The sequence below is a fragment of the Pseudomonas sp. p1(2021b) genome, assembly GCF_020151015.1.
Taxonomy (GTDB): domain Bacteria; phylum Pseudomonadota; class Gammaproteobacteria; order Pseudomonadales; family Pseudomonadaceae; genus Aquipseudomonas; species Aquipseudomonas putida_K.
On the sequence record NZ_CP083746.1, the window covers coordinates 999,041 to 1,013,149 of the forward strand.

Sequence of the window (14,109 nt, forward strand, 5' to 3'; positions counted from 1 at the left end):
TGCCTCATCTGGGGCGTGTCATGAGATACACTCCCGCCGACCGGCTGCCGGGACAACAACTATAAGAACGACCGAGAGACCCAGGGCATGACTGTTTTCAACGAATACGAACAGCGCCAGATCGCCGAGGCCATCGCCCGCGCCGAGCAGCGCACCGATGCGGAGCTGGTGACCGTGCTGGCGCGTCGCGCCGACGACTACGCCTACCTGCCTTTGTTGTGGGCCGCCCTGTTGGCCCTGGCCATACCTGGCCTGGCACGCCTGGCCTTGGGCTGGCCGGATATCCGCACCTTGCTGGTGGCCCAGATGGTTACCTTCGTCATCCTCTGCCTTTTGCTGCGTAACCCGCGCCTGGCCAGCTGCCTGGTGCCGCGCCTGTTGCGCCAGCGCCGTGCGTCGGGCCTGGCCCGGCAGCAGTTCCTGGAGCTGAACCTGCAACGCACCGCCGGCGCGACGGGGGTGCTGATCTTCGTCAGCGAAGCGGAGCGCCATGTGGAGATCCTGGTGGACGAAGGCATCGCCCGCCATCTACCGGAGCAGGCCCGCGAGGCGCTCGTCGCGCGGTTCACCGAGCAGGTGCGCCAGGGTCAGACCCTGCAAGGCTTCGTCGAGTGCATCGAAGCGTGCGGCGAATTGTTCAGCGAACATGTGCCGCCGACCTTCGCACGCAACGAACTGCCCAATCGCCTGGTGATTCTCGACTAGCCGCGTCCATCGAGAAACCCTTCGCGCAGACCGGGCATCGACGTAGAATGCCCGCCATTGCGCGTTGCGCTTCCCGCATTTCGAGGCACCCGATTCCCATGTCCGCCACACCTTCCACCACCGCGCCGGATGCGCGTGCCCAGTTCCTTGGCCTTCTGGCCGATGCCCTGCACGGGGGCAGTCTGGCCAAGCTGGTGCTGGCTCGCCATGTCGGCGCCGACCAGACCCTGCTGCGCATCATCGCCAAGCCCGTGGTGGTCAAGGGCCAGCCGTGCCTGTCGCTGGTCTACCGTCACCAGACCCGCGACATCACCCGCAACCTGCCGTTGGATCAGGCCCAGGCACTGGTAGCCGATCTGCTGCCGGACAGTTTTCGCAATGCCCACCTGTTCAGCGCCGAGGGCGAGGTGCAGCTGGGCTTCAGCAAGAAAGGCAAGCCGATGCTCCAGCGCCATGTCGCCCAGCCGGCCCGTGAACAGGCAGGCGCTGCCCACGACCGGGAGAAGAAGCGCTACCTGGAGCTGTCGCGACCCTTCCTGCGCGACCTGGGGGTGACCGATGCCCAAGGCGCGCTGATTCCGTCGATGTCGCGCAAATGGAAGCAGATCAACAAGTTCATCGAGGTCTTCGACCATGCCCTGGCCAGCGCGCCGCTGGCGGCGGACCAGCTGCTGCGGGTGGCGGACTTCGGTTCGGGCAAGGGCTACCTGACCTTCGCCATGCACGACTACCTGCGCAATACCTTGGCCCGTGACGCCCAGGTGACCGGCGTCGAACTGCGCCAGGACATGGTCGACCTGTGCAACGCCGCCGCCGCGCGCCTGGAGCACCCGGGCCTCGACTTCCAGTGCGGCGATGTGCGCAGCGTGGTGCCGGAGGCCATCGAAGTGATGATCGCCCTGCACGCTTGCGACATCGCCACCGACTACGCCATCCACACCGGGATCCGCTGCAACGCCGCGATCATCATGTGCTCGCCGTGCTGCCACAAGCAGATCCGCCCGCAGTTGCACAGCCCGGGGTTGCTGCAGCCGATGTTGCAGTATGGCCTGCACCTCGGCCAGCAGGCCGAGATGCTCACCGACAGCCTGCGCGCGCTCTATCTGGAAGCTTGCGGGTACGAAACCAAGGTGTTCGAGTTCATTTCGTTGGAGCACACCAACAAGAACAAGATGATCCTGGCGGTCAAGCGCCGGCAGCCGCTGGATAACAGCGCGCTGCTGGAGAAGATCGGCCAGCTCAAGGCGTTCTATGGGGTGCAGGAGCATTGCCTGGAGACGTTATTGCGCCAGGATGGGTTGATCGCGGCGTGATTGTTTGGGGCTGCTTTGCAGCCCTGTGGGAGATTCTATGGTTGTGGGCAAGCATTTTTAGCTGTTCTGGTGACGTATTCGCCCTGACTCTTCAATAGGGCGAATGCGACTCTGGCGAGCTTCCTGGCCAAGATCACCAGGGCCTCGGTAGTAGCCTTACCTTTGCTCCTGTGGTGTGCATACACCTCTTTCCAGGCCACTGATCGACTAGCCGACATTGCCGCATTGTGCAGAAGGCGTCGTATCTCAGAGCAGCCCCGCTTGGTGAGCCGCCGACGGCCGGTTTTTTGCCCGGAGTCAGAGATTTGCAAGTCCATGCCCAAGAAAGCGATGAATGAATCACCATTCTTGAAGTCCCCCCGGATAAACGCTGTCACCAACCCCACAGCGGTCAAAAATCCGATGCCTTCTATCTTTTGGCAGCGGGCGACCTGCTCGCTTAATCCGGCTTCGCGCACCAACTCCTTGAGCTTTTTCTGAAGCAGTACATCGAGTTTCTCCATGTTCTTGGCAAAGGATTTGAACACGGTCTCAAGGCTTCTCTCATTGGACCAGCTTTGCGTCAAGGCGGTGCGTGCCGAGACCAGCGAGGCGCGGCGACGCAGAAGGCTCTGGAGCTTGCCGTAGACGGCTGGAGGTGGGCCCCAGGGACGTAGTCCACTGCCTTCGCGGGAAAGATAGCGAGAGAGTAGATAAGCGTCAGAGGCGTCCGTCTTCACCCGACCACCGACGCTCTTTCGATAGTTACTGAGCTGGAAGCCATCGACCACGTAGACTGCAAAGCCTTTTTCATAAGCCATCTCCACCAGGTCGAGATGGTAGGTATTCGTTGCTTCGACGCAGATAGCGGTATTGGCGGGTTGTTGTCCCAGCCATTTTTTGATTTCGGGTTTGGTATTTTTCAGCGAGGACTGTTCATCACGGTCTTCGAAATGGACAACCAATTCGACTTTGGCCACATCCACACCAATGATGAATTGGCTTACCTGCATTGCCATTGGCCACACTCCCACGTATGGTTTTTCTGCTTGGAGGGGTTTTCACCAAGAGGCGCTGGCTTGCTTCTATCGTCGCTTGCAAACGATGCATTCTTTATCGGCGCTTTGGTGAAGGGGTGGGGCGATGTCTCCCACGGTCTGTACTGCGGCTAACAGTCAGAATCGGCTTTTTCGTCCCACCACCCCTTCAAGTATCACCATACAAGCGGGCTTGTCCCGCGATAGGGGCGCGTAGCGGCCCCATGCGCACTCAGCGTTGGCGAGCACGCTCCACCGGCACCTCGATCGCCAGTTCAGAGCCACCCAACGGATGGCTGCTGGCATCGAAGAAATGCAGCGCCGTTTCCGGCATGTCGGCAAACCGCTGAACGAAATGCTGCTTCTGGTTGATGACCGACGCCTCGCTCAACGGCCGGATGGCGATCGATAGATGCCGTGGCCGCGCCTGGCGGATGGCCTCGAGCAGGTGCTGGTCGCTGGCATCCAGGTGTTGGCCGAACAGGCACAGGCCCTCGCGTTCCCTGGCCAGTTGGCCCAACCCCCAGGACAGATAGTCAGACGCGCGGATGGCTCGCAGTTTTTCGTCGCTGCGGCCCTCGTTGACGAACAGCGGCACCTCGCCGGGAATGTTCACGGCGAAGCCATCGAGCAGCTCCGTGCATTCGGCGCTGCGCCGGCGCGTGGTGCCGTCGGGCAGCTTGAGCAGGTGCAGGCCACCGTGCAGATGGACGACCCGGGTACCTTCGCCTGAGGTGCGGCGCACATCGAAGAAGCCCTGTTCGTCGAACAGCGCGGCGAAGCCCTCGGGCGCTTGCTGCATGGCCCAGGGCAGCACCAGGTCATAGTTGCTGGTGTAGACGTTGCGATAGTCGCGCAAAGCCTGGTTGATCGTCGCCAGCGTATCGCCTGGCACCCGCGCCCAGGGCACGTGTACCGCGCGTATGGCATGGATCAGGGCTTCCTTGATCGAGTAGTAGCGGTTCAGCGGGGCGGTGGAATTGATCGCCAGTGCGGCATTGGCACGCACGGTGGTGTTGAGGGTGTTCAGTACCGGCTCGAACAGCTCGGTACCCAGGGCCTTGAACAGCGCCTGGTCGCTTACGCCGAGCGCCTTGTGACGAACCCGCTGCGCCTCCTCGAACAACGAGAAGTAGCCGAACGGCTTCCACAAGGCGCGGCTGGCGCCGTTGCCCAGCAGCAGGGCAGAACAGGGGTGGCGGTCGTTGAGCACCTGCCAGGCAGGCAAGTGGGCATCGAGAGCGGGCATGATGAGTCCATTGGGCTGGGCGGGAAACGCGGGGACTTTAGCATGCCGGGCAGGTTGTGCGGGACGGCCTCCGTGCATCCGTCCGGCCCGGTAGCTCAATGGGACAAGGCTTTGAGCACATGTTCGGGATCGTTGTGTATCGCCCGCAGTAGCGCCTTGGCCGCGCCGGTAGGCTCCCGGCGTCCTTGCTCCCAGTTACGCAATGTCGCAACTTGAACATCGATCATCTCTGCGAAACGTGCCTGTGAAAGGCCAGTGGCCTTGCGTATGTTTCTGACTTGCAGGGCATCGATTTCGAAGATGCGAGAAGGTTTGCGGGTACCTTGTACAATCTCGTCCATCTGTTCTCGAAGTCCGCAGCTGCCCCGGCCCCACAGCGCAATAGCGGGCACCGTGCTTGGGCATGCTTCGTCGAGTGCGGGCCATGCCCTTTTTTCTGTCGCCGGTGCTCAAGCCTTCTGCAACGCCATTGCCACCTGCATCGCCACCTCGATGAAGGCACGCGCGGCGGCTGTCTGGTAGGCGCCCTTGCGCTGCAGGAGCACGGCTGTGCGTTGTAGGCGCAGCGGCTCCAGGTCCAGGGCGGTGAGGTCGGTATGGGCGCTGGCGAGGTTGGCCGGCAGCAGGGTCGACAGCGTCGTACGGCGCACCACCTCGATCACCGCCCCAATGGCATTGGCCTCCATCGCCACCCGTGGGCGCACATCCTGTTGGCGCAGGTAGCGGTCGATCTGCTCGCGGGTGGCGAATTCGCCGCTCAGCAGCACCAGGGATTCTGCGCCCAGCGCCTGCCGCGAGATACAACGCTGCCCGGCCAAGGGGTGTGCGTCGCCGACCACCAATGCCAGGCTCTCGACCAGCAGCAGCTGCGTCTCGATGTCCTGGGCATGTACCGGGTCGAATGCGATCCCCACATCCAGCTCATCGGCCAGCAACAGCGCTTCCATGCGTTCCTGGGCGATTTCGCGCAAGGTCAGGGTGATGTTGGGATAGCGGCGATGAAAGGCCTGCACCAGCGGGCCGATCAGGTAGGTGGTGAAGGTCGGCGTCACGGCCACCCGTAGCGCCCCCCGGCTCAGGTCGGCGACATCATGGATGGCGCGCTTGCCTTCTTCGAGTTCCTGCGCGGCCTTGCGGGCGTAGCGCAGGTACACCTCGCCGGCGTCGGTCAGGCGTGTGGTACGTCCCGAGCGGTCGAACAGCTGTGCGCCGAGACTCTCTTCCAGTTGCCTGACCTGCTGCGACAGGGCCGGTTGCGAGACATGCAGGGCCGCCGCCGCGCGGGTGAAGCTATGGTGTTGCGCCACGGCCAGGAAGTAATGGATGTGTCGGGCGAGCATGATGAAATCGCATAAGTTTATCTGATGTGGTTCATCATAAATGAGACTTTTACCTTATTGGAAACGCTGCGTAACCTTTGCTCCATCGCATCGCGAGACAGAGGTTTGAGCAATGAAGGACATCATCGACGGCTTCCTGAAATTCCAACGGGACGCCTTTCCCAAGCGCGCCGGCCTGTTCAGGAACCTGGCCACCCGACAAAGCCCGCGCGCGCTGTTCATCTCCTGTTCCGACAGCCGGCTGGTACCGGAGCTGGTCACGCAACGCGAGCCGGGCGACCTGTTCGTCATCCGCAACGCCGGCAACATCGTGCCGTCCTACGGCCCTGAGCCAGGCGGCGTCTCGGCTTCGGTGGAGTATGCGGTCGCGGCCCTGCGGGTGTCCGACATCGTGATCTGTGGGCATTCCGATTGTGGCGCCATGACCGCTATCGCCACCTGTACGTGCCTGGACCACATGCCTGCGGTGGCCGGCTGGTTGCGCTACGCCGAATCGGCCCGGGTGGTCAACGAGGCCCGCCAGCATGCCGGGCCGCACGCCAAGGTCGAAGCCATGGTGCGCGAGAACGTGATCGCCCAGTTGGCCAATATCCAGACGCATCCGTCGGTACGCCTGGCCCTCGAAGAGGGGCGCGTGACCCTGCACGGTTGGGTCTACGACATCGAAAGCGGGCGCATCGATGCCTTCGATGGTCGTACCGGCACCTTCCTTTCCCTTGCGGACAACCCCGACGTCCGCGCCGTTTCGCACCTGCTCCAGCGAGCAGGGTGAACCCTTCAATCCACCACGGAGATAGCACCATGATCCAGTCCCAAGTCAGCCAGAACGCACGCCTGGCCCTGACCGACGTCATCCTCCTGGCCAAGGCCCGCAAGGACCTGTCGTTCGCCCAGATCACCGAAGGCACCGGCCTCTCCGAGGCCTTCGTCACCGCGGCGCTGCTCGGCCAGCATGCCTTGCCGGCCGAGGCTGCCCGCCTGGTCGGCGACAAGCTGAGCCTGGACGCCGATGGTGTGGCCCTGCTGCAGACCATCCCGCTGCGCGGCAGCATCGAAAACCGTGTCCCTACCGACCCGACCATCTACCGTTTCTACGAAATGCTGCAGGTCTACGGCACCACCCTCAAGGCGCTGGTGCACGAGAAGTTCGGCGACGGCATTATCAGCGCCATCAACTTCAAGCTGGACGTCAAGAAGGTCGAGGATCCAGAAGGCGGCTCCCGCGCCGTGATCACCCTGGACGGCAAATACCTGCCGACCAAGCCGTTCTGACCCGGCGATAAGTGAAGCGGCCCGGTCGACGTAATGCGTCGGCCGGGCCGTTGGGTGTGTGTTCGATTTGGTTTCTTGCCAAGGCGCACGCAGCTATCCGCTCAAAAACGTTAACGAGCGCTGGCTAAGCTCACAAGTTGATGTAAATATTCTAGCTTTTCTTTGACAAAAAGCATGAAATATTGGCACTACAAGCCCTGCTTCGCCCCGGCCAGAAGCGTACGGGATTAGGTGGTTGGATGCTTCAAATGCTAATATTCTGGCTGTTTTCTGCGAAAAGAGATGGAATATTAGCCATGGCCAAGAAGACAGCCCCACTCTTGCCGGCGACGAACAATCTTCTCATCGAATTCGGTGAGCGGCTGAAGCTTGCGCGCCTGCGCCGAAAGTTGACCGCCAAACAAGTCGCCGAACGGGCGGGCATGTCCCCCATGACTCTGCGCTCGCTGGAAGCTGGCGGGTCGGGTGTCACGATTGGTGCCTACCTGTCCGTCATGCAGGTGCTTGGATTGGCCGACGATCTCGCAAAGCTTGCGGTGGCGGATGACTTGGGTCGACAACTCCAGGACGCTCGTTTGATAAGGAGCGACGCCGTACATAGCCGCCCAAAGGCTGCCCAGAGGGTGGTTCGCAATCCGCCTCCAATAGCCCGAGCGCCGCGCAGTTCCTCTTCACCTAAGACAAAAAAAGCGGACGTGAAGGGCGACAAGCCGACGGCTGAAGATGCATGGAAGCATGCCCGTGACGAAAAAACGGAATTGCTCACCGATGTGGTGAGCACCGACAGTTTGACCTCTATGCTTCGCAAGCCAAAACGCAAAGGGAATGCGCCATCATGAGCACGATTGCCGTGTATGCGGACTGGGATGGACTGACTGGCCCCCGACGCCTTGGTTTCTTGCACAGCCGCAGGACCAGAGCGACAGAGCGATTCGAGTTCGAATACGACGATGCCGCGCTGGCAGATCCTGATCTGGCCGGGCTTCAGTTGGACCCGAGCATTCAACCTTTCGGAGGTCCGCAGTACCCCACCCCACCCAGGGACAAGTTCGGGGTCTTCGATGACTCCAGTCCCGACCGCTGGGGACGCCTGCTGATGGATAGGCGATTTGAGCGTGACAAGCGGGCGGGCCTGGTGCCCGTGGATACAAGACTCTACGAGTCGGATTACCTGCTCGGGGTACATGATATGTATCGAGTGGGCGCGCTACGGTACCGACTTGAGGATGCCGGGGATTTTCTCGACAACCGAATCAACGTCGCGGCTCCGCCTTTTACTGAAATCCGTGCTCTGGAACAGGCCAGTCGTGCGCTTGAACAGGATCCCGACAACGTCGCTGCTCAAGGGCAGGACTGGCTGCGTATGCTCATCGCGCCAGGCGGTTCGCTTGGCGGTGCCAGGCCCAAAGCGAGCGTCGCGGACGATGCGGGACGCCTGTACATCGCCAAATTCCCAAGCACACGGGATAGCTATGATGTCGGCGGATGGGAAATGGTGGTCAATGCCTTGGCCAACGGCTGTGGCCTCGAGGTCGCACCGGCGCAGGCTCGGAGGTTCGCTAGTGACCATCATTGCTTCATGGTGCGCCGCTTCGATCGGACCGATGCAGGTCGCCGGTTGCATTTTGCTTCAGCGATGACCATGACAGGACACAGCGATGGCGATGATGCTTCGACAGGGGTGAGCTATCTGGAGCTCGCAGAAGTGATCATGAGTCAGGGCGCGCAACCCAATCAGGATCTGCGCGAACTGTGGTCGCGAATTGTCTTCAACATCCTGGTCTCCAATACTGACGACCACCTCCGCAATCACGGCTTCATTCTTGTGCCGGGCCGTGGCTGGAAGCTCTCCCAGGCCTATGACATGAACCCTGTCCCCTATGCCGACGGCCTCAAGCTCAACATTACTGATGCGGACAATGCGCTCGACCTTGAGTTGGCTCGGGAGGTGGCCGCTTACTTCCGCCTGGACCGCCAACAGGCAGACGACATCATCGAGGACTTCCGAGACATCGTGGGTCAATGGCGAACCCTGGCTCAGGGCCTAGGCCTCTCCGCACGGGAGCAGGACCGAATGGCAGACGCTTTCCGGCTTGCTGGATGACTTTTACAAAACGCACTCGACAGGACACAAAGCGAAGGGAACGGGGTAAAGGGCAAAGGCCCTCCCCTGAAAAAGGAAAGGAAGAGTGGAGCGGGTAGAGGGAATCGAACCCTCCTCAATAGCTTGGGAAGCTATAGTTTTACCAATAAACTATACCCGCTTCAGAGGCCGACATTTTTACCAGATCCCCCAAGGCCTGGAAAGCCCGAGTGTGTAAAAAGACCTGTCGGCGACTTGTAGCCCAAGGTTCTACAGGGCTACAGGTCGCCGAACCACTCAGATAGCCAGTGCATGCTGCCCCTGTACGTAATGACTGCGTTGACGGGGCTGGCGCACGGTCGGCTTGAGGAAACCGAGCATTGCGGCGCGGGTGTCCTCGCAGGCGGCCTTGTGCTCCATGTCGAGGAAGTGGCCGGCGTCGCGGATCACGCTGAAGTGGCTTTGGCCGACGTGCCGGCTGAAGTGCCGGGCATCGTCGACGGTGGTGTACTCGTCGCGGTCGCCGTTGATGAACAGCACCGGGATATCGATGTTGCGCGCAGCCTTCAGTGCCCGCTCCAGGTCATGCTCCAGCACCTGGGTGATGTGGAAGTGCATCTGTGCGTACTCGTGGCTGTCCAGGCTGCTCACGTGCCGGTAGTTGAAGCGTTTGAACAGCGACGGCAGGTGCTTGCCGATGGTGTCGTTGATCAGGTTGCCGACCTGGTAGCGGTCGCAGGCGGCCAGGTACTGGCAACCGCGCTCCAGGTAGTCGCGCATCGGCGCGTTGATGATCGGCGAGAACGAACTCACCACCGCCTTCTTCACCCGCCGCGGCTGGTGCGCCAGCGCCAGCAGAGTGCAGGCACCGCCCCAGGAGAACGACATCACGTGGTCGGCCTCGAAGTGTTCGATCAGCTCGAGGAGGATGTGCGCCTCGGTCTCCTTGCTGATCAGACGCTCCTGGTGGTTGTGCGGCTTGGACTTGCCCGCGTAGGGCTGGTCGTACAGCACGACGTTGAACTGTGGGTGCAGGTTGCGCACCGTCTGGGCGAAAGAGGCCGTGGTGGCCAGGGAGCCGTTGATCAGGATGATCGTCTTCTCGGCTGCTTCCGCGCGATAGAACTCCGTGTAAACCCGGTACTGACCTTGAATATCAAGCACAGCGATTTCTGGCCTCATGTCATCGACTCCTGGCGCAAAAAGGGTATTCGCGTGACCTAGGGTGCACGTTGTTTATGACAGGTAGGCATTCGCCTGGAAGAGAAACCGGGAGCCCTTGTGTCGATCCTTGGCACGCGTGTCGACGGTATTTGTTCTAGGTGGGCAATCTGCCGTGCCCCAAGGCATCGAGGCCCTGGGTGGCCGGCAAAAAGGCGTCTTGGACTGCGGGCGTGACTGAGTGGTCACATGCAGACCGACCAGCTTGATTCAAGCAGCAGGGTAGGGATCGTGCAAGTGCCGTTTGGAGGATGCGCGAGGGAAAACCGCTGGATGGTCAGTGAGCAGCAGGGCAGGCCCAATCGCGCAGTCACACCGTTGCGATCTCTTCGGCCGTAAGGTCGCGGTACTCTCCCGGCGCCAGGGCCGGATCCAGGTCAATGCCGCCCATCCGCTCACGGTGCAACCCCACCACCTTGTTGTCGAAATGCCCGAACATGCGCTTGACCTGGTGATAACGCCCTTCGACGATCGCCAGCCGGGCCTGGCGTGGCCCCAGGATTTCCAGATGCGCAGGCTGGGTGGTGAGGTCTTCGTAGGCGAAGTACAACCCTTCGCGGAACGTGTCCGCATAGTGCTCGCCGATCTCGTCTTCGGTGTGAACCTGGTAGATTTTCGGCAGTTTCGTCTTTGGTTGGGTCAGGCGCCTGGACCATTGGCCATCGTTGGTCAGGATGATCAGGCCGGTGGTGTTGTAGTCCAGGCGGCCGGCGATGTGCAGGTCGTCGCGCAGCTCGACCGGCAGCAGGTCGAGCACGGTAGGGTGCTGCGGGTCCTGTGTGGCGCTGACACAGCCGGTGGGCTTGTGCAGCATCAGGTAGCGCGCTGGGCGCCCGGCCTGAAGCACCTGGCCGTCCACCTCGACGCGGCTGAATTCGCGCACCTCATGGTCGGAGTCGGTGGCCACCATGCCGTCGACGCACACGCGCCGCTGGGCCAGCAGCAGGCGCACCTGCTGGCGGTTATAGCAGGGCAGGTTGGCGAGGAAGCGGTCGAGGCGCATGGGGTGGGTCTTGAGAAAAGTGATGGATTCTAGCGGGTTGCCGTCGGCTGCGCTGCCTTGAGCCGGTCATCCACCGCCGCGCAGCGGGGGCACAGGCAGGCCTTGTCGCGCAGTGCCTCGGGCAGGGCCTGGAGCACCGCCGGGTCGATGGTCACGCCGAAGCACCAGCATGGCTGCGTGGCGCTGCGCGGGTCTGCCAGGGTGCACTGGTTGGGGGCGCCGCATGCGGGGCAGCGCTGGGGATCGTTCATGGTTCGAGCCGCGGTGTACAGGAATGACGCCGATTCTACCGGGGAAAAACCTCGGCGGCTTCCGGTCGTCGACAACCTGTTTCAATTCATTGCGAAAAGGGCACTGCACCTTCGCTTGATGGTCTGATCGGGTGTCGATGAACGCATTTGCATCGACGCTCGCCAGCGCCGCTGTGTCGGGCAGCCTGCGGTCCAGGAGGCCGCCATGTACCGTCGAATTCTGCTGATCGCCTTGTTGGGCCTGCTTACCTCCGCCTGCGTTCCCTATTACGAGGATGGCAGGTACTACCGCTCGGACTACTACACGAGCGATCGCTACTACTACCCCAGCTACTACCGTCACGACCGTTACTATGTCGCGCCGCAGCCGCGCTATTACCAGCCCCGGTACTACCAATCTGCACCTCGCTACTATCGCTCGGCACCTTCGCCGTACTACAAGCCATACCCCGCCCACCGCGTGAACCAATGGCATGGCAACCCGCGTAACGACTACGGCAACCGCCAGCGCTACGATTATGGGCGTGACAGGGACCGACACGACTATCGCAACGACAACCGCCGCCACCAGAACGAGCGTTGGCATTCCAATGGCAGGGGCGAAAATCGCCGGTCCGATGGGGATCGTGGGGGTAACCGTCACTGGCGGCGTTGATCGTCTGTAGGAGCGGGCTTGCCCCGCGATCAGGCCGCAAAGCGGCCTCCCGGCGCGATTTCAGCCTAGGTCCGCCAACGGGTGCCGCCCTTCCCACACCTTGGCGAAGTGCGCCTCCACCACCGCTGCAGGTACCTGGTCGATATCCGGCCAGTGCCAGCGCGGCTGGTTATCCTTGTCCAGCAGACGGGCGCGCACGCCTTCGCTGAATTCCGGATGCCGACAGCAGTTCAGGCTCATGGTGTACTCCATCTGGAACACCTGGGCCAGCGACAGGTGCCGGGCACGACGGATCTGTTCCCAGACCAGATGCGCCGTTAGCGGGCAACCCTCGTGCAAACGCCGCCCGGCTTCGGCCAGTAACGGATCCGGGTGCTTGCTCAACCCGGACAAGGCCCGCCATGCGGCGACCGGGTCGGCGACATCGAGCAGTTCGTCGATCGCTTCCCGGCGCGGTAGCCACTGGGCGTCGGGCAGTTCGGCACAGGCCAGGTGCTGCTCGGCCTTGAGCAGGCTGTTCAGTTGCAGCGCGGTCTGCTCCTGCCAGTTCAGTTGCAGCAATTCCTCTATCAATGCCTCTTGCTGGTGCTCGCCGAGCAGACGATCGGCCAGGCCCAGGTCCAGGGCGTCGCGGGCGTTGATCGGCGCGCCGGTCAAGCCCAGGAACAGGCCGAGCTTGCCCGGCAGGCGGGCGAGGAACCAGCTGGCGCCGACATCGGGATACAGGCCGATGCTGATTTCCGGCATGGCCAGCCGGCTGCTGGGCGTGACGATGCGTACCCCGGCGCCTTGCAGCAGGCCCATGCCTCCGCCCAGCACGTGGCCGTGCCCCCAGCACAGCAAGGGCTTGGGGTAGGTGTGCAGGCGGTGGTCGAGCCGGTACTCGGCAGCGAAGAAGGTGGCGGCCAGAGGGGGTACGCTGCCGGGGTGCTCGCGGCACGCATGCACCAGGGCTCGTACATCGCCGCCGGCGCAAAAGGCCTTGGGCCCGTTGCCGCGCAGCAATACGCAGACGATGCCCGGGTTTTCGGCCCAGGCGTGCAGGTGTTGGTCGAGCACTTCGATCATCGGCAGGCTCAAGGCATTGAGCGCCTTGGGCGCATCCAGGGTGGCGATGCCGATGCGCGCGCCATCGACTCCGGTGAGTACCTCGCATTGAATGGACATGGGTAACCTCGCGTACGTCATCGCACAAGTATGGACCCCACGGGTGATCATGCCGGTCGTCGGTCGGATCGATTGACAAGGCCGGGCAGCTTACCTAGTGTCGCGCCATTGTTTACGGATGGCCTCATGACTGACGACGATCGCATCAAGCTCGAGCCCGGTTGGAAAGCCGCGTTGCGCGCCGAGTTCGACCAACCCTACATGCAACAGCTGCGCGAATTCCTGCGCCAGGAATATGCGGCCGGCAAGGAGATCTACCCGCCTGGGCCGATGATCTTCAATGCCCTGAACTCCACGCCGCTGGACAAAGTGAAGGTGGTCATCCTCGGCCAGGACCCGTATCACGGCCCGGGCCAGGCCCATGGCCTGTGCTTCTCGGTGCAGCCGGGGGTGCCCACGCCGCCATCGCTGGTCAATATCTACAAGGAACTGCACCGCGACCTCAACCTGCCGATCCCCAGCCATGGCTACCTGCAAAGCTGGGCCGAGCAGGGGGTGTTGCTGCTCAACACCACCATGACCGTACAGCGTGGCAACGCTGCCTCCCATGCCAATGCGGGTTGGCAGCCGTTCACCGACAGGGTCATCCAGGTGGTCAGCGAGCAGTGCGAGAACGTGGTGTTTCTGTTGTGGGGGTCTCATGCCCAGAGCAAGCAGAAGCTGATCGATGGCACCAAGCACCTGGTGCTCAAGTCAGTGCACCCTTCGCCGTTGTCGGCGTACCGCGGGTTCTTCGGTTGCGGGCATTTCAGCCGGACCAACAGCTTCCTCGAGCAGCGAGGGTTGGCACCGATCGACTGGGCGTTGCCACCGCTTTAAACACTGCGTTGGCCT

At 62.2% G+C, this 14,109-nt stretch carries 16 protein-coding genes and 1 tRNA gene; 8 read left to right on the forward strand and 9 right to left on the reverse strand.

Features of this window, described 5'->3' with window-relative positions; genetic code table 11:
• Nucleotides 1–87: 87 nt before the first annotated feature.
• Nucleotides 88–705, forward strand: a complete 618-nt coding sequence (locus K8374_RS04685) for a TPM domain-containing protein (RefSeq protein ID WP_084855880.1) — start codon at nucleotides 88–90, stop codon at nucleotides 703–705.
• 98 nt (nucleotides 706–803) lie between these two features.
• On the forward strand, nucleotides 804–2,018 hold the full coding sequence (locus K8374_RS04690) for a class I SAM-dependent methyltransferase (RefSeq protein ID WP_224458104.1): 1,215 nt from the start codon (nucleotides 804–806) through the stop codon (nucleotides 2,016–2,018).
• Nucleotides 2,019–2,053: 35 nt separating this feature from the next.
• Here K8374_RS04690 and K8374_RS04695 read toward each other — a convergent pair whose 3' ends face one another.
• The 4 genes from K8374_RS04695 to cynR form a co-directional block, all read right to left on the reverse strand.
• Nucleotides 2,054–3,016, reverse strand: coding sequence for an IS110 family transposase (locus K8374_RS04695; RefSeq protein WP_224458105.1), 963 nt, complete (start codon nucleotides 3,014–3,016; stop codon nucleotides 2,054–2,056).
• A 250-nt stretch (nucleotides 3,017–3,266) separates the two neighbouring features.
• Complete coding sequence (locus K8374_RS04700; protein ID WP_224458106.1) at nucleotides 3,267–4,283, reverse strand: DUF4917 family protein; 1,017 nt, start codon at nucleotides 4,281–4,283, stop codon at nucleotides 3,267–3,269.
• A 95-nt stretch (nucleotides 4,284–4,378) separates the two neighbouring features.
• Nucleotides 4,379–4,624 (reverse strand): helix-turn-helix domain-containing protein, encoded by a 246-nt coding sequence (locus K8374_RS04705; RefSeq protein ID WP_224458107.1) that lies wholly within the window; start codon nucleotides 4,622–4,624, stop codon nucleotides 4,379–4,381.
• A 108-nt stretch (nucleotides 4,625–4,732) separates the two neighbouring features.
• On the reverse strand, nucleotides 4,733–5,623 hold the full coding sequence (gene cynR, locus K8374_RS04710) for a transcriptional regulator CynR (protein ID WP_224458108.1): 891 nt from the start codon (nucleotides 5,621–5,623) through the stop codon (nucleotides 4,733–4,735).
• Between the two features lie 112 nt (nucleotides 5,624–5,735).
• On the opposite strand from cynR, the gene K8374_RS04715 reads away from it, so the two are divergent.
• From K8374_RS04715 to K8374_RS04730, 4 genes are all read left to right on the forward strand, one after another.
• A complete protein-coding gene (locus K8374_RS04715) occupies nucleotides 5,736–6,395 on the forward strand; it encodes a carbonic anhydrase (RefSeq protein ID WP_224458109.1) in 660 nt (219 codons plus the stop codon).
• Between the two features lie 29 nt (nucleotides 6,396–6,424).
• Nucleotides 6,425–6,895: a cyanase gene (gene cynS, locus K8374_RS04720; protein WP_224458110.1), complete on the forward strand. Its 471-nt coding sequence runs from the start codon at nucleotides 6,425–6,427 to the stop codon at nucleotides 6,893–6,895.
• Between the two features lie 296 nt (nucleotides 6,896–7,191).
• The gene (locus K8374_RS04725) at nucleotides 7,192–7,734 is read left to right on the forward strand and encodes a helix-turn-helix domain-containing protein (RefSeq protein ID WP_224458111.1); all 543 of its coding nucleotides are present in this window, start codon (nucleotides 7,192–7,194) and stop codon (nucleotides 7,732–7,734) included.
• Complete coding sequence (locus K8374_RS04730) at nucleotides 7,731–8,999, forward strand: type II toxin-antitoxin system HipA family toxin (RefSeq protein WP_224458112.1); 1,269 nt, start codon at nucleotides 7,731–7,733, stop codon at nucleotides 8,997–8,999. Before K8374_RS04725 ends, K8374_RS04730 begins: the two co-directional genes overlap by 4 nt.
• Nucleotides 9,000–9,085: 86 nt before the next feature.
• On the opposite strand, the gene K8374_RS04735 is transcribed toward K8374_RS04730, so the two are convergent.
• The 4 genes from K8374_RS04735 to K8374_RS04750 all read right to left on the reverse strand — a co-directional run bounded on the left by K8374_RS04735 (nucleotide 9,086) and on the right by K8374_RS04750 (nucleotide 11,453).
• Nucleotides 9,086–9,159 (reverse strand) — tRNA-Gly (locus K8374_RS04735).
• Between the two features lie 116 nt (nucleotides 9,160–9,275).
• Nucleotides 9,276–10,160 (reverse strand): alpha/beta fold hydrolase, encoded by an 885-nt coding sequence (locus K8374_RS04740; RefSeq protein WP_224458113.1) that lies wholly within the window; start codon nucleotides 10,158–10,160, stop codon nucleotides 9,276–9,278.
• A gap of 349 nt (nucleotides 10,161–10,509) precedes the next feature.
• The gene (locus K8374_RS04745; RefSeq protein WP_224458114.1) at nucleotides 10,510–11,202 is read right to left on the reverse strand and encodes a pseudouridine synthase; all 693 of its coding nucleotides are present in this window, start codon (nucleotides 11,200–11,202) and stop codon (nucleotides 10,510–10,512) included.
• A gap of 29 nt (nucleotides 11,203–11,231) precedes the next feature.
• A complete protein-coding gene (locus tag K8374_RS04750) occupies nucleotides 11,232–11,453 on the reverse strand; it encodes a cysteine-rich CWC family protein (RefSeq protein WP_224458115.1) in 222 nt (73 codons plus the stop codon).
• A gap of 205 nt (nucleotides 11,454–11,658) precedes the next feature.
• Between K8374_RS04750 and K8374_RS04755 the strand changes: the two genes are divergently transcribed.
• Nucleotides 11,659–12,108, forward strand: a complete 450-nt coding sequence (locus K8374_RS04755; RefSeq protein ID WP_224458116.1) for a hypothetical protein — start codon at nucleotides 11,659–11,661, stop codon at nucleotides 12,106–12,108.
• Between the two features lie 60 nt (nucleotides 12,109–12,168).
• On the opposite strand, the gene K8374_RS04760 is transcribed toward K8374_RS04755, so the two are convergent.
• On the reverse strand, nucleotides 12,169–13,275 hold the full coding sequence (locus tag K8374_RS04760) for an enoyl-CoA hydratase/isomerase family protein (protein WP_224458117.1): 1,107 nt from the start codon (nucleotides 13,273–13,275) through the stop codon (nucleotides 12,169–12,171).
• A 126-nt stretch (nucleotides 13,276–13,401) separates the two neighbouring features.
• Between K8374_RS04760 and ung the strand changes: the two genes are divergently transcribed.
• Nucleotides 13,402–14,094, forward strand: coding sequence for a uracil-DNA glycosylase (gene ung / locus K8374_RS04765; protein WP_224458118.1), 693 nt, complete (start codon nucleotides 13,402–13,404; stop codon nucleotides 14,092–14,094).
• Nucleotides 14,095–14,109 lie beyond the last annotated feature (15 nt).